This is a genomic window from Streptomyces sp. NPDC088707 (genome assembly GCF_044752725.1).
Lineage (GTDB): Bacteria > Actinomycetota > Actinomycetes > Streptomycetales > Streptomycetaceae > Streptomyces.
In genome coordinates this window covers 91,745-112,983 of sequence record NZ_JBIVLV010000017.1, presented here as the reverse complement: position 1 = coordinate 112,983, position 21,239 = coordinate 91,745, and the positions used below count along the sequence as shown (strand labels likewise).

The window sequence follows — 21,239 nt, the reverse complement described above, 5'->3', positions numbered from 1 at the left end:
TACACCCCCTGAAGGAGAACCCCGCATGAAGAACCGTCCGGTCCTCGAACCCGCTGCCCAGGCCTTCGCCGACGCCACCGCCGAGCCGCCGTACCTCTACCAGATCCCCGTCGCCGACGGCCGCAAGGCCGTGGACGACGTCCAGAGCGGTGAGGGCGTCCCCCTGCCCGCCGTCGACGAGGAACGGGTCACCGTCCACGGCGGTCCCGCCGGCGACGTCCGCGCCCGGATCGTCCGCCCCCGAGGCGCGACCGGCCCGCTCCCCGTCATCCTCTACATCCACGGCGCCGGCTGGGTCTTCGGCAACGCCCACACGCACGACCGGCTCGTCCGCGAACTCGCCGTCGGCACGGGGGCGGCCGTGGTCTTCCCCGAGTACGACCTCTCGCCCGAGGCCCGCTACCCCGTCGCCATCGAGCAGAACTACGGCGTCGCCCAGTGGATCGCCCGTGAGGGCCACCACAAGGAGCTCGACGGCACCCGGATCGCCGTCGCGGGCGACTCCGTCGGCGGCAACATGACCGCCGCCCTCACCCTGATGGCCAAGCAGCGCGGCGACGTCAACCTCGTCCACCAGGTCCTCTTCTACCCGGTCACCGACGCGGCCTTCGACACCGACTCGTATCACCAGTTCGCGGAGGGCTACTTCCTGCGCCGCGACGCCATGAAGTGGTTCTGGGACCAGTACACGACCGAGGAGGCCGAGCGCGCCCAGATCACCGCCTCCCCGCTGCGCGCCACCACCGCACAGCTCACCGGCCTGCCGCCCGCCCTGGTCGTCACCGCCGAGGCCGACGTCCTGCGCGACGAGGGCGAGGCGTACGCGGCGAAGCTCCGCGCCGCCGGTGTCCCCGTCACCGCCCTGCGTGTCCAGGGCGTCATCCACGACTTCGTCATGCTGAACGCGCTGCGTGAGACGCGGGGCGCGGAACTCGCCATCGGTCTCGCCGTCGACACCCTCCGCAAGGCACTGGCATGACCCGGCCCTCGACGAGCATGCCGGTGGCGGGCCTCGTGCCCGCCCCGCGGCGGGAGCCCGCGCAGGCCGACCTCCTCGTCCGCAACGCGAAGGTGTTCACCGGCGACCCCGCCCGCCCCGAGGCCCGTGCCGTCGCGATCCGCGACGGCCGGGTCGCGGCCCTCGGCGACGACCACGACCTCGCTCACCTCGTGGGACCGGGCACGAGGGTCGTCGACGCGCTGGGCCGGCGGGTCGTCCCCGGCCTCAACGACTCGCACCTCCACGTCATCCGGGGCGGCCTGAACTACGTGCTGGAGCTGCGCTGGGACGGCGTGCGCAGCCTCCGCCGCGCCCTGGCCATGCTCCGCGAGCAGGCCGGGCGCACGCCGAAGGGGCAGTGGATCCGGGTCGTCGGCGGCTGGACCGCCGAGCAGTTCGCCGAGCGCAGGATGCCGACCGTCGCCGAGCTGAACGCCGCCGCGCCCGACACCCCGGTCTTCGTCCTGCACCTCTACCAGTCGGCGCTGATGAACCGGGCCGCCGTACGGGCCGCCGGGTTCACCCGCGACACCCCCGATCCGCGCGGCGGACAGATCGTACGGGGCAGGGACGGCGAGCCCAACGGGGTGCTCCTCGCGGCGCCGAGCGCGCTCGTCCTGTACTCGACCCTGGCCAAGGCGCCGGCCCTCGACGAGGCCGGCAAGCGGACCTCGACCCGTCACTTCCTGCGCGAGCTGAACCGCTTCGGACTGACCTCGGCGGTCGACGCCGCCGGCGGCTTCCAGAACTTCCCCGACAACTACGCCACGGTCACCGACCTCGCCGGGGCGGGGGAGCTGTCCCTGCGGATCGCCTACCACCTGTTCCCGCAGACGGCCGGTCAGGAGCTCGCCGACCTGAGGCGCTGGACCGAGATGATCAAGCCCGGGGACGGGGACGAATGGCTCCGGCTGAACGGCGCGGGCGAGAACCTGACCTGGGCGGCCGCCGACTTCGAGAACTTCTCCGAACCCCGTCCGGAGCTCGCCGCGGGGTACGAGGGAGAGTTCGAGCAGGCCGTCCGGCTGCTCCTGGAGAACGGCTGGGGCTTCCGGCTGCACGCCACCTACGACGAGACGATCCGCCGCGACCTGGCCGTCTTCGAGAAGCTCGCGGCGGAAGGACTCTTCCCCGGCGGCAACCGCTGGCTCTTCGACCACGCGGAGACCGTGTCGGCCGACAGCCTGGACCGGATCGCGGCCCTCGGCGGCGCCCTGTCCGTCCAGAACCGCATGTCCTTCCAGGGCACCGCCTTCCGCGACCGCTACGGCGCCGAGGCCGCCGCGCACGCCCCGCCGGTGCGGGCCATGCTCGACCGGGGCCTGACCGTCGCCGCCGGGACCGACGCCACCCGCGTCTCCTCGTACAACCCCTGGGTCGCGCTCCACTGGCTGGTCACCGGCAGGACCGTCGGCGGCACCGCGCTCCACCCCGCCGGGAACCCGATCGACCGCGAGACGGCCCTCGGCCTCTACACCCGCGGCGGCGCCCGGCTCACGGGCGAACAGGACGTCAAGGGAAGCCTGCGGGAGGGGTGGTACGGCGACCTCGCGGTCCTGTCCGACGACTTCCTCACCGTGCCCGAGGACGTCATCCCCGACATCGAGTCCGTGCTCACGGTCGTCGGCGGCCGGATCGTCTGGGCGAGCGAGGAGTACGAGGGCCTCGACGAGGCCGTCCCGCCGGTCAGCCCGGAATGGAGCCCGGTGGCCCACTTCGGCGGCTACCAGAGCGGCGCCCGCCAGGCCTCGCTCGTGGCCGAGGCCGCGGCGGAGTCCGAGCAGCACCGCCGGTGGCGCGTCGCCCGCGGCTCCGTCCCGGACACGACGCCGTCCTTCGTCGATCCCTGCTTCGATCACTGAACGAGAGACCCCACACGATGACAGCCTCCCCCGCCGCCGACGAGGTCCCCGACTCACCCCCGGGACGCCGTTTCGAGCCGGACCTCCGGTCGATGACCCGGATCAACCTGCGCCCCATCGCCTCACCCATGCCGCTCGGCTTCTTCACGATAGCCATCGCCTCCGTGATGACCGGCTGCCTCCAGCTCGGGCTCTTCGACGAGACGGCCCGCAGCGCCGTCGCCTTCACCGTGCTTCCGGCCTTCGTCCTCCAACTCCTCGTGAGCATCCTGGCCTTCGGCGCCCGTGACGTGATCGCGGCGACGCTGATGGCGGTGTTCGCCGGCAGCTGGCTGCCCTACGCGCTCATCATGCTCAGCGGCGCGGCCGACGGCCTTCAGGTCCTCGGCGTCTTCAATCTGGCGCTCCTCTGCTTCGGGGCGCTGATGACCGCCGTGACCCGGCCCAAGCGCGCCCTGTGGTTCGTCCTCGCGGTCTCCCTGCCCCGCTGGGCGGCCACCGGCCTCGGCGGCATCACCGGCGCCGAATGGCTCACCCGCACGTCCGGGGCGCTCGGCCTCCTGGTGGCGCTCGTCGCGATGTACACGGCGTTCGCCCTGATGCTGGAGGACATGCGCAGCGAGCAGGTCCTGCCCATCGGCCGCAGCGGCCCCGCCCACCTGGCCGTGGAGGGCGACCTGGCCGTCCAGCTCCGCAACCTGGAACGCCAGGCGGGCGTGCGTCGCACGCTCTGACCGCCCCCCCCGTCCCGTCCCGGCACACCACGACCACACAGGAGCACCCATGGAACCGCAGGTGACAGACCGGCCCGAGAAGTCCCGGTACGAGATCCTCGCCGGCGACGGCACCGATACCGCCGGCTTCGCCGAGTACCACCTCTCGGAGGGTGAGATCGCCTTCATCCACACCGAGATCGACAGCCGGTTCGCCGGCCAGGGCCTGGGCGGTCTCCTCGCCCGGGGAGCACTCGACGACGCCCGGGCCCGTGGGCTGCGCGTCCTGCCGTACTGCCCCTTCATCCGGGGCTGGATCGGCAAGCACCCCGAGTACACCGACCTGGTGCCCGAGGCGAGGCGCGCCCGCTTCGGCCTGTGACGCACCGCGCGTCCATCTACCCCGGCCCCGGCCCCGTCCCCGGCCCCAGTCCCAGTCCCGTCCCCGGCCCGGCCCCTTCCCCAGCCCCAGTCCCGTCCCCGGCCCGGCCCCATCCCCACTCACGTACCGAGGAGTTCCCCATGCCCCGACACGCCCGCCCCACCGTCGTCCTGGTCCACGGCGCCTTCGCCGACGCCTCCAGCTTCGCCCGCGTCATCCCCGAACTGACCGCCGCCGGCATGGAAGTGGTGGCCCCGGCGGTGCCCAACCGCAGCCTCGTCGACGACGCCGCGTACATCGCCTCGGTGATCCGCGCCGTCGAAGGCCCCGTGATCCTGGTCGGGCACTCCTACGGCGGAGCCGTCATCACCCTCGCCGGCACGGAGGACAACGTCCGCGCGCTGGTCTACCTGGCCGGATACGCCCTGGAGGAGGGTGAGAGCCTCGGCGAGCTGCAGGGCCGCTTCCCCGACTCCGGCCTCGCCGACGCGCTCGTCTACACACCCTTCCCCGTGGCCGGCTCCGAGACCGGCACCGACGTCTCGGTGGAGATCGAGAGGTTCCCCGCCCTCTTCGCCGCGGACGTCGACCCCGACCTCGCCGCGGTGCTCGCCGTCTCCCAGCGCCCCCTGGCCGCACGGGCCTTCTCGGAGGCGGCGCCGGTCGCGGCCTGGAAGACCAAGCCCTCGTGGGGCCTGGTCGCCACCTCCGACCGCACGATCAACCCCGACGTGGAGCGCTACGGCTACGAGCGCGCCGGCATGACCACCGTCGAGGTCGACTCCTCCCACCTGGTCATGCTCGCCCAGCCCAAGGCCGTGGCGGAGCTGATCCAGGACGCGGTCCGGTCCACCGCACACTGACCCGATCGTCCAAGATCGAACGATTAGTCGATTCTCTTCGAGCGCTGATAGCTTCTGACCGCCCCCGAGAACACTTCGGCGGGCGATCGGAGGAGCTACACCCATGAGGTTCGGCGCGAGGCTCGCGCTTGCCGTCATCGCCCTCGCCGCCCTTGTCACCGCCTGCGGTGTTCCGCAGGACGGCGGTCCGCAGTCGCACACCGCCGCGGACTGTGGGCCGTACGCCAGGTACGGCAAGCACCCCGGCACCAAGGTCACCGTCTACGCGGAGAACCGGGACCGGGAGGCCGACCTCTTCGAGGAGACCTGGGCGGACTTCGCGGGCTGCACGGGAATCGACGTCCAGTACGAGGGGGACGGGGAGTTCGAGGCGCAGATCCAGGTCCGGGTCGACGGCGGGAACGCGCCCGACGTGGCGTTCTTCCCCCAGCCCGGCCTCCTGGAACGCTTCGCGCGAGCCGGGAGGCTCAAGCCCGCGAGCGCCGGGGTCCTGGCCCTCGCGAAGCAGGGCTGGTCGGCCGACTGGAACAGCTACGCGACCGTCGACGGCACCCTCTACGGCACGCCGCTCGTCGCGAACGTGAAGTCGTTCGTCTGGTACTCCCCGCGGTTCTTCCGCGACCGGGGACTGAGCGTTCCCCGTACGTGGTCCGAGCTGATGGCCGTGACGGAGAAGGTCGCGGCGTCGGGCGTCAAACCGTGGTGCGCGGGCGTCGAGTCCGCCGAGGCGACCGGCTGGCCCGTGACGGACTGGATCGAGGACGTCCTGCTGCGCCAGCAGGGCACGCACGTCTACGACCAGTGGGTCGCCCATGAGATCCCGTTCGACGACCCGCGGGTGATCAAGGCCATGGACACCGTCGGGTCCGTCCTCAAGAACGACCGGTACGCCAACGGGGGCTTCGGCCCGGCCCGGTCCATGGCGTCGATCTCCTTCCAGGAGGCCGGCACGCCGGTTCTCTCCGGCGACTGCGCGATGCACCGCCAGGCCTCGTTCTACGCCGGCATGTGGCCGAAGGGCACGGAGATCGGACCGGACAAGGACGTCTACGCCTTCCTCCTGCCGGGGGACGACCCGGCCAGCCGCCCCGTACTGGGCGGAGGGGTGTTCACCGCGGCGTTCGCCGACCGTCCCGAAGTGCGGGCCTTCCAGGAGTATCTGGCCTCCGCGGACTTCGCGAACGCGCGGATGAGGAAAGGCCCGTTCGTCTCGGCGAACAGGGGCGTGGATCCGGCGAACGCCGCCACCCCGGTCGACAGGCTCTCGATCCGGCTGCTCCAGGACCCCAGGACACGGTTCAGGTTCGACGGTTCGGACCTGATGCCCGCGTCGGTCGGCGCCGGGACGTTCTGGAAGGGAGCCGTCGACTGGATCGGCGGCGCGAGCACCCGTCAGGTCGCCGACTCCGTCGAACGGTCCTGGCCGAGCCGCTGATGTCGTTCGACGCCGTCGCCCAGCAGCCCAAGCTGCTGTGCCTGCTCCAGGGCGTCGCCGCCTTCGCGGCGGTGGTCTGCCTGATCCTGCTGGCGCTGCACCGCGGGCCGGTTCGGAGAAGGGCCGCGGCCCTCCTCCTGCTGGCCCCCGCGCTGCTGCTGCTCACGATCGGTCTCCTCCTGCCCGGTCTGCGCACCCTGGTCCTGTCGTTCACCGACAGCGGGGGAGACGCGTGGGCCGGCTTCGACAACTACGTGTGGATGGTCACCGACCCCCGGGCGCTGGTGGCGCTGCGCAACACCCTTGCGTGGGTGGTGCTCGTGCCGTTGCTGGCGACCGCGGTCGGTCTGCTCTACGCGGCGGCCGTCGTACGGTCGCGGTTCAGGGCGTTCGCGCTGTCCCTCGTCCTGATGCCGATGGCGATCTCCTTCGTCGGCGCCGGCGTCGTCTGGAAGTTCGTCTACGCCTACCGTCCCCCGGAGTCCGGGCAGATCGGCCTGCTGAACCGGCTCGTCGTCGCGTTCGGCGGCGAACCGAGGCAATGGCTCGTGGACTCCCCCTGGAACGTGCTGTTCCTCATCGTGGTGATGGTGTGGACCCAGGCGGGCCTCGCGGCCCTTCTGCTGGCGGGCGCGATGAGTGCCGTTCCCGGCGAGCTGAGCGAGGCGGCCCGACTCGACGGCGCGTCCCCCCGGCAGATCTTCTGGCGGATCATCATGCCGTCGATCAGGCCCACGCTGTCCGTCGTCGTCCTCGCCCAGGCGATCGGCACCTTCAAGGCCTTCGACATCGTCAAGACCATGACCGGAGGACAGTTCGACACGGGCGTCATCGCCCACGAGATGTACGACCAGGCCTTCCGCTACGGCGAGACGGGCCGCGGCGCGGCGCTCGCCGTGCTCCTCTTCGTCCTCGTCACGCCCTTCGTCGCCCACCAGGTCCGGGCACAGCGGAGGGCGGGGTGAGCGGACTCCGGGAGCGTCTGGCCTCCCGCGCCTGCACGTCGATCGCCGTGGTGATCGCGGTCCTCTGGACGACACCGACCCTCGGTCTGCTGCTCTCCTCGTTCCGTCCCGAGGAGGAGATCAAGACGACGGGCTGGTGGACCGTGTTCGGTACGCCGCGTCTCACGCTCGACAACTACGGCGAGGTGCTGTCCGGCGGCGGGAACGGTTCGGGGCGGCTCGCGGAGTACTTCGTCAACTCCGTCGTCATCACCCTTCCCTCGGTGCTGTTCCCGCTCGTGCTGGCGTTCCTCGCGGCGTACGCCCTGGCGTGGATCGACTTCAGGGGGCGGAACGCGCTCCTCGTCGGCATCTTCGCGCTCCAGGTCGTGCCGCTCCAGATGGCGCTCGTCCCCCTCCTGAAGCTGTTCTCCCAGGGCTGGCTGTTCCTGCCCGCGTGGAACCTCACCGGTCCCGCGCGTTTCGGCCAGGTCTGGTTCGCCCACACGGTCTTCGCGCTGCCGTTCGCGGTGTTCCTCCTGCACAACTTCCTGGCGGGGCTGCCCCGGGACCTGATCGAGGCCGCCCGCGTCGACGGCGCGTCGCACGGGACGCTGCTGCTCCGGATCGTGCTGCCCCTGGCCCGCCCGGCCCTGGTCACCTTCGCCGTCATCCAGTTCCTCTGGGTGTGGAACGACCTCCTCGTGGCCCTGACGCTGTCGGGCGGAACGGCCGAGACCGCGCCGATGACGGTCCGACTCGCGAGCATGGCCGGGACGTACGGCAACGAGTGGCAGCGGCTCACCGCAGGAGCGTTCGTGGCGGCGTTCGTCCCCCTGCTCGTCTTCATCGCCCTCCGGCGGCACTTCGCACGGGGCCTGCTGGCCGGATCGGTCAAGGGATGAGCCCCGACCGGAACGAGGGAGAAGACAGGGCGGTGCCCGGGAGCGCGGCGCCCAGCCGGCCCGGGCTGCGGGGCCGCGAAGCCGAGCTGGAGCGGCTGCGCGCCCTGGTCGAGGCGGTGCGCGACGGCGAGGGAGGAGCGATCGCGCTGCTCCTCGGCGAGCCCGGGATCGGGAAGACCGTACTGCTGCGGGAGACCGTCTCGATCGCGCGGGCCCACGGGTTCGTCGTCAGCCATGGACGCGCCGAGGAACTGCACGAGCTGGCACCGCTCGCCTCACTGGCCTCCGGCCTCCTGCACGGTGACCCGCCGCTGCTGTCCAGCACGGACTTCGCAGACCTCGCGGGCCACCACGACCAGCGCATCTGGCTCGTCGAACGGCTGGCCCAGCTGATCGAGGAACGCTCGGCGGACACGCCCGTACTGATCGCGGTCGACGACGTCCAATGGGCCGATCCGCTGAGCCGGTTCGCCCTGAGTGTCATGCCGGCACGGCTGCTCAGCTCCCCGGTCCTCTGGCTGCTCACGGGCAGGAACGACCCCGAGCTGTACGGGCAGGGCCCGCGGACGACGACCCTCCCCCTCCGGCCGCTGTCCGACACGGCCCTGGCCGAGCTGGCACGGGACGTCCTGGGCGGGGACGTGCCCGCGCGGGTCGAAGAGCTCCTCGACGGGGCGGGCGGCAACCCCTTCCTCGCGGCCGAGATGCTCACGGGCATCGCGGCGTCGGGCGCGGACGCGCCGGAGCCGCCGGAGCGGCTGGTCCTCGGTGTACGCGACCGGCTGGCCGACCTACGGCCGGACACCCTCCACTTCCTCCGGATCGGCTCGGTCCTCGGCCGCGCGTTCTCGCTCGCGGACGCCGCCGCCCTGTGCGGCCGGCCCGCCTCCGGACTCAGCGCCGAAGTGGACGAGGCGATCGCCGCCGCACTCCTCCACGACGACGGGGAACGGCTCCTGTTCCGCCACGACCTGCTCCGCCAGGCGGTGTACGCCGATCTCGCCCCCTCCGTACGCCGGGCGCTCCACCGTGAGGCCGCGAGCCGGCTCGTCGCGGCGGGCCGGAGCTCCACCGACGCGGTCCCGCATCTGCTGAAGAGCGCCGAACCCGGCGACATGGAGGCGATCGGACTCCTCGGCACGGCCGCCACGGACGTGAGCGCCGTGATGCCCGACCTCGCCGCCGACCTGGCCGTACGCGCCCTGGAACTCGTACCGCCCCGTGCGCCCCTGGCGTACGACGTGGGAGAACGGGCCATCGTCGCGCTGACCCGCGCGGGCCGCTACACGCAGGCACGGGACACCGGCGACGCGTTGCTCGCCCGCCAGCCGCCCCTGGACGTCTTCGCCCGCCTGCAATCCGTACTCGGCGACACGCTGTGGCACCTCGACGACGTCCACGAGCTGACCCGCCGCTCGACGGCGGCGCTGGCAGCCGTCACCGACCCGGTGATCCGGGCCCGGCTGACCGCCCGGCAGGCCCTGGCCCGGTCCCGCGGCAGCGACCTCGGGGCCGCTCGCGAGACGGGCGAACGGGCGCTCGCGGAGGCGGAGCGGACCGGTGACGGGGAGGCCCGAGTCCTCGCGCTGTGGGGCCTCGGCGAGATCGCCCTCAACGCCGGCGACTGCGCCGCCGCCGTCGACTACCACACGGCTCTGTCCGCGTTCGACTCCGCCTTCCTTCCCGAGGAGGCCATCGCCCGGATCCACATGGACGACTTCGACACCGTACGGCGGCTGCTCCGGACGGCGGGCGACGTTCCCCCGCGCCTCGCGATGCTGATCTGGGCCCAGGGAACCCTGGACATGGGGCTCGGCCGGCTCGACGACGCGGACGCCGACTTCGTCACCGTCGAGCGGCTCGAAGCGGACCTCAACGTGCCCAACAACCTGGCCAACATCCGCGTCAACCGCGGTCTCCTCGCCATGCTGCGCGGCGACCGCGAAGCATCGCGGGAACACCTGGACGTCGTGAGGGCGACCGTGGCCGACCGGCCGAACAGGGGCAACCACGCCGCGCACCGGTACTTCGAGGCCGTCGTCGCCGACGCCGACGGCGACCACGCGGCAGCGGCCGAACTCCTCCGGTCCGCGCAGCGCGACCATCCCCTCCTCCGGTGGCGCCTCCTGCGTCCTCATGTCGTCCAGGCCGTGCGGATCGCCCTGCGCGGCGGGGACCGGAAGCTGGCCGAGGACCTCGCGGCCCAGGCCGCCGCACACGCCACCCGCAACCCCACCGTGCCGACCGCCCGGGGCACGGCCGCCCACACGGCCGCCCTGGTGAACGCCGACCACGGACTCCTGGAGCGGGCGGTCCGCATCCTCCTCACCGGCCCCCGGCCGCTGCCCCTCGCCGCCGCATCCGCCGACCTCGGGCGCGCGCTGCTGACCTCAGGCGACGCCGCCGCGACGACCGCCCTGACCAGGGCGTACGACATCTACGCCCAGGCCGGGGCCGACGCCGAGGCGGACCGGGTGCGGGCCGATCTGGAACGGGCCACAAGCCGCTCCGGCCGACGCACCGGAGGCCCCCGGCCGCGCCCCGGCCAGGGCTGGGGAGCGCTCACGGCCTCGGAACGCAAGGTGGCCCGGCTGATCGCCGCCGGTCACACCAACCGGTCGGCCGCGGCGGCCCTCGTCGTCTCCCCGCACACGGTCAACACCCATCTGGCGTCGATCTTCCGCAAGCTCTCGGTGCGATCGAGGGTCCACCTGGCCCGGATCGTGCTTGCGGAGGGAGACGCGGGAACGACCACCGGCGGCTGAGTGACCTCTGCGCCCCCGTGCAAGGTGTGGTGCGCGGGACGGCAACAGGGGGCGCGGGACCGGACCTAGCGTGACGGGCATACCGCGCCGCTTCGACGCGCGGACCAGCCGACCCGAATCGAGGAAGCATCCCCATGCCGTACATCACCGTGGGCCAGGAGAACACCAACCCCGTCGAGCTGTACTTCGAGGACCAGGGCGCCGGGCAGCCGGTCGTCCTCATCCACGGCTTCCCGCTCGACGGCCACTCCTGGGAGCGGCAGACCGCCGCGCTGCTGGACGCCGGCCACCGTGTGATCACGTACGACCGCCGCGGGTTCGGACGGTCCTCGCAGCCGACGACCGGCTACGACTACGACACCTTCGCGGCCGACCTGAACACCGTGATGGAGACCCTCGACCTGAACGACGCCGTCCTCGTGGGCTTCTCCATGGGCACCGGCGAGGTCGCCCGCTACGTGTCCGCGTACGGCTCCGCCCGCGTCGCCAAGGTCGCCTTCCTGGCCTCCCTGGAGCCCTGCCTGCTCAAGACCGACGACAACCCGGACGGTGCCGCCCCGAAGGAGTTCTTCGACGGCGTCGTCGCCGCCGTCAAGGCCGACCGCTACGCCTACTACACCGCCTTCTTCAACGACTTCTACAACCTCGACGAGAACCTGGGCACCCGCATCAGCGAGGAGGCCGTCCGCAACAGCTGGAACACCGCGGCCGGCGGCGGCTCCTTCGCCGCGTCCGCCGCGCCGTCGACCTGGTACACCGACTTCCGCGCCGACATCCCGGCCGTCGACGTGCCCGCCCTGATCCTGCACGGCACCGCCGACCGCATCCTGCCCGCCGAGAACACCGCGCGCCCCTTCCACAAGGCGCTTCCGTCGGCCGACTACGTCGAGATCGAGGGCGCCCCGCACGGACTGCTGTGGACCCACGCGGAGGAGGTCAACGCCGCCCTCCTCGCCTTCCTGGCGAAGTGACGCCGCACCGTCGACCCGCCGGGGGACGCCGGAGCCCCCGGCGTCCCCCGCCCCCGGTTCCCGGCGCGGGAACCGGCCGAGCTCAGGAGAGCAGACACCCCATGCAGTTCGGCATCTTCACCGTCGGAGACGTGACCCCCGACCCCACCGACGGCCGTACTCCGACCGAACGCGAGCGCATCAAGGCGATGGTCGCCATCGCGCTCAAGGCCGAGGAGGTCGGCCTGGACGTCTTCGCGACAGGCGAGCACCACAACCCGCCGTTCGTCCCGTCGTCGCCGACCACCATGCTCGGCTACATCGCCGCCCGCACCGAGAAGCTGATCCTGTCCACGTCCACGACGCTGATCACCACCAACGACCCGGTGAAGATCGCCGAGGACTACGCGATGCTCCAGCACCTGGCCGACGGCCGGGTCGACCTCATGCTGGGCCGCGGCAACACCGGCCCGGTCTACCCGTGGTTCGGACAGGACATCCGCCAGGGCCTCAACCTCGCCAAGGAGAACTACGCGCTGCTGCGCCGGCTGTGGCGCGAGGACGTCGTCGACTGGGAGGGCTCGTTCCGGACACCGCTCCAGGCCTTCACCTCGACACCCCGGCCCCTGGACGGCGTCCCGCCCTTCGTCTGGCACGGCTCCATCAGGTCCCCCGAGATCGCCGAGCAGGCCGCCTTCTACGGCGACGGCTTCTTCCACAACAACATCTTCTGGCCGGCCGACCACACCAGGCGCATGGTGCGGCTCTACCGGCGCCGGTTCGCGCACCACGGCCACGGCCGGCCGGAGGACGCCGTCGTCGGCCTGGGCGGACAGGTCTTCATGCGCAAGAGCTCCCAGGACGCCGTACGGGAGTTCCGCCCCTACTTCGACAACGCTCCCGTATACGGCCACGGCCCGTCCCTGGAGGAATTCACCGAGCAGACCCCGCTGACGGTGGGCTCTCCCCAGCAGGTCATCGAGCGCACCCTGTCCTTCCGCGAGAGCGTCGGCGACTACCAGCGCCAGCTGTTCCTGATGGACCACGCCGGCCTGCCCCTGAAGACCGTCCTGGAACAGCTCGACATCCTCGGCGAGGAGGTCGTGCCCGTGCTGCGGCGGGAATGCGCCAAGGGACGTCCGGCCGACGTGCCGGAGGCCCCCACGCACGCCTCCCTTCGAGCCGCCCGGGAGGTGTCCGCCGCATGAAGCTGATCGTCGTCTCCGCGGGGCTGAGCACCCCCTCCTCCACCCGCCTGCTCGCGGACCGGCTGGCCGAGGCGGCCCGCGACGAACTCGCCGCCCGGGGGCAGGCGCCGTCGGCCGAGGTCGTGGAGCTGCGGGAACTGGCCGGCGACATCGCCAACCACCTCGTGACCGGCTTCCCGCCGCCGCGACTGAGCGCCGCGATCGACGCGGTGACGGCGGCCGACGGCCTGATCGTCGTCACTCCCGTGTTCGCGGCGTCCTACAGCGGTCTCTTCAAGTCCTTCTTCGACGTGATCGATCCGGACGCCCTCTCCGGGAAGCCGGTCCTGATCGCGGCGACGGGCGGTACCGCCCGCCACTCCCTGGTCCTTGAGCACGCCGTGCGCCCGCTCTTCGCCTATCTCCGCGCCGTCGTCGTTCCCACCGCCGTGTTCGCGGCCTCCGAGGACTGGGGCTCGGGGGGAGACGAGTACACCGACGGTCTGCCCGGCCGCGTCCGCCGGGCGGGCTTCGAGCTCGCCGCGCTCATGGCGGCGCGCCCGGCCGGTGAAGAGCCCGAGGACGACGTCACCGTCCTCGAACGGCAACTCGCCGACCTGCGCTTCGACTGACCCGGGCCCCTGGGCCGGGCGACGGCGGGACGGTTCACATGGTTCATACTGTTCCGCCGTATGAGCGTGAACCGAGTGACGACAAGGACCGCTCCCGAGGGGCTCGACGACGCGCGGACCCCCCTCCGGGGCAGGGACGCCGAACTGGCGTTCATCGAGGAGCGGCTCGACGCGCTCGGCCGGGGCGAAGGCGGGATCGTCCGCGTCGAGGGCCCCGCCGGCATCGGCAGGTCCAGGATCCTCGCCGAGGCCGCGGCGGCCGGGCGGCGGCGCGGGATGCGGGTGTTCGAGGGAGCGGCGGACCCCGACGAACAGTTCGTACCCCTCGGCCCGCTCCTCGAAGGCGTACTCTCCGGCGCGGAACCGCTGTCGGGCGCCCAACGCCTCCGGGACCTCGCCGCCACACCCGGCCAGCGGTTCTGGCTGCTCCAGGAGCTGGGGGACCGCCTGCGGGAGGCGGCTCGGAACGGACCCCTGCTCGTCGTCCTCGACGACCTCCAGTGGTGCGACGACCTGACCCTTCTCACCTTCCACACCCTCGCGGCGGGACTCTCGCCGCACCCGATCCTGTGGCTGGTCGCCGTACGCGCCGGCAGCGTGCCGTCCGGAGTGCGCACCACCCTGGACAGGATCCGTCAGGCGGGCGCACACGGGCTGGTCCTCGGAGCGCTGGGGGACCGGGCGATCGCACGGATCACCGAGGACGTCCTGGGCGCCCCTCCCGATCCGGACGTCCTCCGTCTCGCCGACCGCGCCGAGGGGGTGCCCCAGCTGCTGGTCGAGCTGCTCGGCTCGCTGCGCGAGGAGGCGGTGACGATCGAGAACGGCACGGCCCGACTGTCGGAAGGACCCCCCGCCCCACGGGAACTCCCCTCTGTCGTGCGCCGCCTCGACCAGCTGTCCGACGAGGCCCGGGAGCTGGTGCAGACGGCGGCCGCCGTGGGCGGCACGGTCACCGTCGCGCTGCTCGCCGAACTGCTCGGCAGGTCCTCGGCGGCGCTCATCACAGCCGTGCGGGAATCCCTCGACGCCGATCTGCTCGCCGAGAGCGGTGATCGCCTCGCCTTCCGCCACGACCTGATCCGCGAGGCGGTGGAAGCCGGTCTGCCCCTGCCCCTGCGTCAGGCACTGCGTGGTCACGCCGCCGAGCTGCCGCCGGGGAGCGCGGCCTCCCCCGTCGAGCGTTCCGGGCCGTCGGCCGGGAGAGCGTCGGCGGATGCGGCGGAGGCCGGGAGAGCGGGACCGGCAGACGCGGCGGAGGCCGACCGGCTGCGCACCGACGCGGCGGAACTCGCGGCCACCGCTCCCGGACCCGCCGCGGAACGCAGCCTCGAAGCCCTGGAACTCACCCCGGCGGACGCTCCGGAGCGGCCACGGGTCGTCGCCGAGACGATCCCGCTGCTCTGGCAGACGGGCCGGGCCGCCCAGGCGCGTGAACTGGGAGCCTCCGCCCTGGCGGCCGGCGGTCTCGGACCCGAGGACGAGGCGCTGATACGCCTCGCCCTGGCACGCCTCGCCGTACAGTTCGACTTCTCCGAGGCGGTCCGGCAGGCCCGCGCCGGGGCGGCACTGCCCGGGGTCTCCCAGACCGTCAGGGGACGATCGCTCGCCATGCTCGCCGTCGGCCTGTCGATGTCGGGCGAACACGCGGCGGCCGAGCAGGTCGCCGCGGAGGCGTGGGAGACCGCGGCGGCAGCGGGGGACCGCACCGCCGAGGCCACGCTGACGACGGTCCGCTCGGCCGTGAGCTTCCACCGCATGGAGCTGGCCGAGTCGTTCCGGCAGGCCGAGCGGTCCGCCGCGCTGGCCGACGCCCTGGGCGTCAGCACCTCGCTGTGGCTGCCGGAGGCCCTGTGGCACGCGCTCCTGTCGAACACCACCGGACGCACCGCGGAGGCGCTCGCCGTCGCGGAGGAGGGCATCCGGATCACCAGGGAGCAGGGTCGGACGGCCGCCACCCGCATGTGGCTCATGACCCGCACCCGCATCCTTCTGGAGACCGGACGGCTGTCGGACGCCCGCGCCGACGCAGAAGCCGCGGCTCCGGCGACCGACGATCCCGGCCCGGGCAACCTCGCCGACGTCACGCTCCGGTACGTGATGCTGCGCGTCGCCCTCCACACCGGCGACCGGCAGACCGCGGAGGCGTACGCGGCGGAGGCGAGGCGCATGCGGAGCGACGGCGCACCCGTCGTCCGGCACTTCGGCGCCTGGATGCTGGCGCTGATGGCCGACTACGAAGGCCGGCCCGACCGCGCCATGGCCGAACTCGACGCGGTGATGACGTCGCCCGCCGCCGACCGGCCCGCCTACGCCGGCCTGATCGACCCGGCCGACGCCCCGGTGCTCGTCCGCATGGCGCTGCGCGCCGGCGCCCACGAACGGGCCGCGCAGGCGGTCGCCCTGGCCGAGAAGCGAGCCGTGCTCAATCCCGACCTCCCGTTCCTCGCCGCCACCGCCGCGCACGCCCGGGGGCTCCTCGCCAACGACCTCGCCCCTCTCGTACGCGCCGTCCGGCTGTACGAGGACTGCCCTCGGGTACTGGCCCGGGCGTCGGCACTGGAGGACGCCGGACGGAAGCTGGCAGCCACCCGCAGGCCGGAAGCGGTCCCGTACTTCGAGACGGCCCTCGCGCTCTACGCGCGATCGGGCGCCGAAAGGGACGTCGCGCGGGTGCGCCGGCGACTGAGGGCCGCCGGCGTCCGCCGCAGGCCCTCGACGGCCGGACTCGCCGATTCCTGGCCGGAGTTGACGGCCACGGAGCTGCGGGTGGTACGGCTCGTGGCCCGGGGGCTGACGAACCGGCAGGCCGCCGAGCACCTCGCCCTCTCGCCGCACACGGTGAGCTCGCACCTGCGCCGGGCCTTCACCAAGCTGGACGTCACCTCGCGCGCCGAGCTGACCCGGCTGGCGCGGCATCGTGACAACGGAGAGTAGTCCCTTCGTATCCCACGCGGGCGTCGTGGCAATGGACGATTCATGCGATGTGCCGACGTCGTCGTTTCCTCAGACTGATCAAGAACCGCGGAATGCAGAATCCGCGAGGCAGTTGATCGAGAGAGGAACAGCGCATGACCGTAAGGCTCCAGCGAGCCCGCCCCGGCAGCCCCGAGCTCCAGGCACTCGTCGACGAGCTCGCGGAGCGGCTGGGCCGGTCCGTCGCCGTCGACGACCCGCTGGTCCGCATGGTCTGCACGAGCCGCCACTTCGGCGACGAGGACCCGGTCCGCATCGGCACCCTGTTGCAGGGCCGCGCCGACAACGCGACCATCCGCTACGTCCTCGCCCAGGGCGTGACCCGGTGGCCCCGAGCCGGATTCATCGACGGCCGTGACGATCTCGGCCTGCTGCCCCGTTACGTCGTGCCCCTGCGCGAGCGCGGGCATCTCCTCGGACTGCTCCTGGTGGTCGTGCCCGAGAAGACGCTGGGGGAGGAGGAGACCGCTGCCATCGCCCGCGCCGCGGACGCCATGTCGGCCCAGATGTACGGAGAGCAGATCGCCGCCGACACCCGGAAGGCCGACGAACGGGACCTGGCCCTCGCACTCGTCGGCGCCGACGTCGCCGCACGCACCACCGCGCGTCGGCACGGCAAGGAACTCGGGCTGCTCGGGGCGGCGGAGCACGTCCTGGTCACGGTCGTCCAGCTGAGCTGCGGGACGGAGCTCGTGCGGCAGTCCGAGGCCGCCCTGTGGGCGGCGTTGGAGGGGTTCCGGCAGACGCGCTCCGCCCAGGGCCTCATCGCGATGGGCAAGGAGCGGGCGCTGCTGCTCCAGCTCCGGGACCGGCCACCCGGCCGGGACGAGATCGCCGCCCAGTCCACTCGCATCCTCGACGAACTGCGCACCTTCCTCGACCCGTCCGCGGACCCCGTGATCGGCGTCGGTGGCCGGCACGCCGGCCTGGACGACGCCTGGACGTCGTACGAACAGGCGCTCGTGGCGGCCCGCGCGGCACGCCGACTGCCCACCCTGGAGAGCATCGGTGACTGGGAGTCGCTCGGGGAACTCGCCGTGCTGCTCCAGCTCCCCGAGCACGCCCTGAACGCGTCTCTGGTCCCGAAGCCGCTCCGTACCCTGAACGGCGCTCACGGCGGCGACCGCCTGCGGGACACCCTGCGCTGCTTCCTCGAACACGCGGGATCGATTCCCCGGACCGCGGACACGCTGGGAATCCACCGCACCTCTCTCTACTACCGCCTGCGCCAGATCCAGGAGATCACCGGACTCGACCTCGACGACGGCGCCCACCGGCTCACTCTGCACCTCGGCCTCAGGATCGAGGAACTCCTCGCCCCGGGCGGCGACGGGGCCGGCTGACCACGGACCCGCTTCGACAAAGCGAGGAGGATCCACGGCCCGATTCCTACAGCTCGCGGTGGTGCGGGCGGCGGGCCCCATTCGATGATGTTCGGGACGGCGGGAACGACGTACCGCCTCTGACCAGGGGAGAGGTCATGAAGGAACTGATCACGACGGACGGTGCACGGCTCGCGTACCAGGACACCGGCGGCGAGGGCGTCCCGCTGGTGATGCTGCACGGCTGGGGGCAGACGCAGGCGATGTTCCGCCACCAGATCGAGGGGCTGGCGCCCGGCCGTCGCGTCGTCACCGTCGACCTCCGCGGCCACGGGAAGTCCGGCAAGCCGCGTCACGGCTACCGCATCGCCCGGCTCTCCCGCGATGTGCTCGAACTCGTCGACCATCTCGGGCTGACCCGTTTCGACGCGCTGGGCTGGTCCATGGGCGTCTCGGTGTGGTGGAGCTTCATCGACCAGTACGGGACGGGACGCATCCGGCGCTTCGTCGCCGTCGACCAGCCCGCGGCGGTCGCCGCCGTGCCCTGGATGACGGAGCGGGAACAGCGGGACTCCGGTGCCATCTTCGACGTGTCGGGGCTGCTGTACCTGGGTGCGGCCCTTGCGGGGCCGGAGGGCGACACGGTCCGCGCCGACTTCGTGCGCGGCATGTTCTCCGGCGAGCCCGACCCCGAGGTGCTGGCCCTCGTCAGCGAGGAGATCCGGTCGACACCCGCCCACGCGGGCGTACCGCTGCTGTTCGACCACTGCGCGCAGGACTGGCGCGACGTGCTTCCCCGGATCGATGTGCCGACCCTGGTGATCGGCTGTGAGGGCAGCCATGTCCACCCCGATTCGCAGCGCTTCGTCGCCGAGCGGATTCCCGGCGCACGCCTGCACGTCTTCGCCTCCGACGTGGCGAGCTCGCACTTCCCCTTCCTGGAGAACCCGCCGGCCTTCAACGCCGTGGTGGAGAAGTTCCTGGCCGAGGAGCCGGCGAGCGGGGCGTGAATCCGCCCTCCGCCCGCACACACCTACGGCTAGGACTTCCCCATGCCCCTCACACTGATGTCCCGTGCGCCCGAACGGGTGCCCCGGCAAGCGCCCGCTCCCGCCCCGCCGCCCGTCCGCTCGGGGTGGCTGGTCCAGATGCTCTCCGAGATGCCGGAGACGACGGACCGGAACCACATCTACCTCGGCGTCCATGTCCGCGGGCCCGTCACCGTCGTCCACGAGCGCGCCAAGACCCTGTTGGAGCCCAACGACCTGATCTTCTGCGACCCGGCCCGACGGCACCTGCTGCGGTTCGGCGAGGACTGTCAGATGATCTTCTTCCGGGTGCCCCGCTGCTATCTGGGCGTCACGGAGCCGGAACTGACGCAGGTGCTCGGCGTACCCGTACGCGGCGGGGAGGGGATCGGGGCGCTGGCGTCCGACTTCCTGACCGCGCTCGCCGCCGAGGCGGAGTTCCGGCGGTCCACGATCGGGGACCGGCGTGCCCGGACGGCCGTACACCTCCTCTCCGTCCTGGTCATGGAGCTCCTCGAAGCGGACACGACGGACGAGGCCGACGACGCGTCCGGGACCGTCAACGAGATGCTGCCCCGCATCCACGGCTACATCGAAGAGCATCTGATGGACCCGGACCTCTCGCCGGAGTCGATCGCACGCGCCCACCACATCTCCGTCCGGTACCTGCAGAAGCTCTTCCAGAACGACGGCAGCACGGTGAGCCACTGGGTGCGGCGGCGCAGGCTCGAGTTCTGCCGGCTCGAACTGCTCCGTTCCAACCGGAGGATCACCATGGCCGCGGTGGCACACCGCTGGGGCTTCAGCAGCCCCTCGCACTTCAGCCGCACCTTCCGCGGGGCCTACGGCATGAGCCCCAGCGAATGGCAGGCGCTGGCGACCTCGGCCTTCGCGTCGACGACTGCCGGCGCCCAGGACGAGCGAGGGCGTTGAGACGCGCGTGCGCCGTCATGACAGCGCGGCTGCGCGCACGTACCAGAGGAGCCGCTTCCACGGCTCTACCGTGAGTAACAGTCGCACGGAGCTCTTGCCGCACTCCGGGCCGCGCCCTGACCGTCGTGACGACGCCCCGCACGTGGCCCGACACCGAGAAGAGAACTCGCATGACCAACCCCACCGTCGTCCTCGTGCACGGTGCCTTCGCCGACGCGACAGGCTGGATAGGCGTCATCTCGGAACTGCGGAGCAGCGGTATCGCGGTGATCGCTCCGGCGAACCCGCTGCGGGGCCTCACGTCGGACGCCGCCTACCTCGCCTCCGTCCTGGCCCAGGTCGACGGCCCGGCCGTACTCGTCGGCCACTCGTACGGCGGTGCGCTGATCACCGTGGCCGGCGCCGCGGAGAACGTCGTGGGGCTCGTATACGTGGCCGCGTACGTGCCCCACGAGGGCGAGAGCCTCGGCCAGCTCCAGGGGATCTTCCCCGAGTCCCCGCTGACGGGTCACCTGAAGGAGTGGACGTACCCGCTCCTCGACGGCGACTCGGCGGTCGAGGTCACCATCGAGGAGACGGCCTTTCCCTCCGTCTTCGCGGCGGACGTGCCCGAGGACGTCGCCGGCGTCCTGGCAGCAGCCCAACGCCCGCTCGCCACGGCCGCCTTCACCGAGCCCGCGTCCGCGGCGGCCTGGCGGACGAAACCGTCCTGGGCCCTGGTGGCCGGAGCGGACCGCACGATCAGTCCCGAGGTGCAGCGCTTCGGCGCCGCACGGGCCGGAGCCGTCGTCACCGAACTTCCGGGCGCCTCCCACGCCGTTGTCCTGTCCGAGCCCACACGGGTCGCCGACCTGATAAGGGACGCGGTACGGGCGACGAGTTGACAGGACCACTGCCGCACGTTGAGGTCCTTGCCGGACGGAGGGTGTGGGGCAGGGAACGCCCTCCCCACCCGGCACCGTGCGCGCCAGGAGGACCAGATCAAGCGCGATGCTGGTCATCCGCCGCACCCGGCCCGGCATCCCCGAGTACCGGGTCCTGCCGGGCGGCGGTGTCGAGCCCGGCGACGAGTCCCGGGAGGCCGCCCTCCACCGGGAGATCCACGAGGAGATCGCGGGGAAGGCGGACATCGTCCGCCTCCTCCACACGATGGAGACCGACGACGAGCGCCAGCTCTTCTACCTCGCCCGCATCGAGACCTGGTCCTTCGACGACCGTACCGGCCCCGAGTTCAGTGCCGAATGCCGCGGCGAGTACGCGCTGGAGGAGGTCCCGCTGACCCTGGAGGGCCTCGACGGCATCGACCTCAAGCCCGAGGAGATCGCCGACGTGCTGAGGATCT

17 protein-coding genes and 1 pseudogene are annotated in these 21,239 nt (G+C 72.3%); all 18 read left to right on the top strand.

What is annotated here, in order from left to right:
- Positions 1-25 precede the first annotated feature (25 nt).
- On the top strand, positions 26-979 hold the full coding sequence (locus tag ACIP84_RS36140; RefSeq protein ID WP_401804072.1) for an alpha/beta hydrolase: 954 nt from the start codon (positions 26-28) through the stop codon (positions 977-979).
- Positions 976-2,862 carry an amidohydrolase gene (locus ACIP84_RS36135; protein WP_401804070.1) on the top strand — a complete coding sequence of 629 codons (1,887 nt, stop codon included), beginning with the start codon at positions 976-978 and terminating at the stop codon, positions 2,860-2,862. The genes ACIP84_RS36140 and ACIP84_RS36135 overlap by 4 nt, the downstream gene beginning before the upstream one ends.
- A gap of 17 nt (positions 2,863-2,879) precedes the next feature.
- On the top strand, positions 2,880-3,596 hold the full coding sequence (locus tag ACIP84_RS36130; RefSeq protein ID WP_355960174.1) for a GPR1/FUN34/YaaH family transporter: 717 nt from the start codon (positions 2,880-2,882) through the stop codon (positions 3,594-3,596).
- 49 nt (positions 3,597-3,645) lie between these two features.
- Complete coding sequence (locus ACIP84_RS36125; protein ID WP_382834593.1) at positions 3,646-3,957, top strand: GNAT family N-acetyltransferase; 312 nt, start codon at positions 3,646-3,648, stop codon at positions 3,955-3,957.
- Positions 3,958-4,097: 140 nt separating this feature from the next.
- Entirely contained in the window at positions 4,098-4,820 is a 723-nt protein-coding gene (locus tag ACIP84_RS36120) for an alpha/beta fold hydrolase (protein WP_401804066.1), read from the top strand.
- 103 nt (positions 4,821-4,923) lie between these two features.
- The gene (locus tag ACIP84_RS36115) at positions 4,924-6,255 is read left to right on the top strand and encodes an ABC transporter substrate-binding protein (RefSeq protein ID WP_401804064.1); all 1,332 of its coding nucleotides are present in this window, start codon (positions 4,924-4,926) and stop codon (positions 6,253-6,255) included.
- A complete protein-coding gene (locus tag ACIP84_RS36110; protein ID WP_401804061.1) occupies positions 6,255-7,220 on the top strand; it encodes a carbohydrate ABC transporter permease in 966 nt (321 codons plus the stop codon). Before ACIP84_RS36115 ends, ACIP84_RS36110 begins: the two co-directional genes overlap by 1 nt.
- Entirely contained in the window at positions 7,217-8,104 is an 888-nt protein-coding gene (locus tag ACIP84_RS36105; protein WP_401804059.1) for a carbohydrate ABC transporter permease, read from the top strand. Before ACIP84_RS36110 ends, ACIP84_RS36105 begins: the two co-directional genes overlap by 4 nt.
- Positions 8,101-10,869, top strand: a complete 2,769-nt coding sequence (locus tag ACIP84_RS36100) for an AAA family ATPase (RefSeq protein ID WP_401804057.1) — start codon at positions 8,101-8,103, stop codon at positions 10,867-10,869. The genes ACIP84_RS36105 and ACIP84_RS36100 overlap by 4 nt, the downstream gene beginning before the upstream one ends.
- A 134-nt stretch (positions 10,870-11,003) precedes the next feature.
- The gene (locus tag ACIP84_RS36095; protein WP_401804055.1) at positions 11,004-11,840 is read left to right on the top strand and encodes an alpha/beta fold hydrolase; all 837 of its coding nucleotides are present in this window, start codon (positions 11,004-11,006) and stop codon (positions 11,838-11,840) included.
- Positions 11,841-11,941: 101 nt separating this feature from the next.
- Entirely contained in the window at positions 11,942-13,027 is a 1,086-nt protein-coding gene (locus ACIP84_RS36090; RefSeq protein ID WP_401804054.1) for an LLM class flavin-dependent oxidoreductase, read from the top strand.
- The gene (locus tag ACIP84_RS36085) at positions 13,024-13,638 is read left to right on the top strand and encodes an FMN reductase (protein ID WP_355960202.1); all 615 of its coding nucleotides are present in this window, start codon (positions 13,024-13,026) and stop codon (positions 13,636-13,638) included. Before ACIP84_RS36090 ends, ACIP84_RS36085 begins: the two co-directional genes overlap by 4 nt.
- A gap of 60 nt (positions 13,639-13,698) precedes the next feature.
- The gene (locus ACIP84_RS36080) at positions 13,699-16,575 is read left to right on the top strand and encodes a helix-turn-helix transcriptional regulator (RefSeq protein WP_401804052.1); all 2,877 of its coding nucleotides are present in this window, start codon (positions 13,699-13,701) and stop codon (positions 16,573-16,575) included.
- 134 nt (positions 16,576-16,709) lie between these two features.
- Entirely contained in the window at positions 16,710-17,957 is a 1,248-nt protein-coding gene (locus tag ACIP84_RS36075) for a PucR family transcriptional regulator (RefSeq protein ID WP_401804050.1), read from the top strand.
- A gap of 137 nt (positions 17,958-18,094) precedes the next feature.
- Positions 18,095-18,946: an alpha/beta fold hydrolase gene (locus tag ACIP84_RS36070; protein WP_401804048.1), complete on the top strand. Its 852-nt coding sequence runs from the start codon at positions 18,095-18,097 to the stop codon at positions 18,944-18,946.
- 42 nt (positions 18,947-18,988) lie between these two features.
- A complete protein-coding gene (locus tag ACIP84_RS36065; RefSeq protein ID WP_401804046.1) occupies positions 18,989-19,897 on the top strand; it encodes a helix-turn-helix domain-containing protein in 909 nt (302 codons plus the stop codon).
- A gap of 170 nt (positions 19,898-20,067) precedes the next feature.
- On the top strand, positions 20,068-20,781 hold the full coding sequence (locus ACIP84_RS36060; protein WP_401804044.1) for an alpha/beta fold hydrolase: 714 nt from the start codon (positions 20,068-20,070) through the stop codon (positions 20,779-20,781).
- A 106-nt stretch (positions 20,782-20,887) separates the two neighbouring features.
- A pseudogene (locus ACIP84_RS36055) lies at positions 20,888-21,235 on the top strand (NUDIX domain-containing protein); the annotation flags it as partial.
- Between the last annotated feature and the right edge of the window lie 4 nt (positions 21,236-21,239).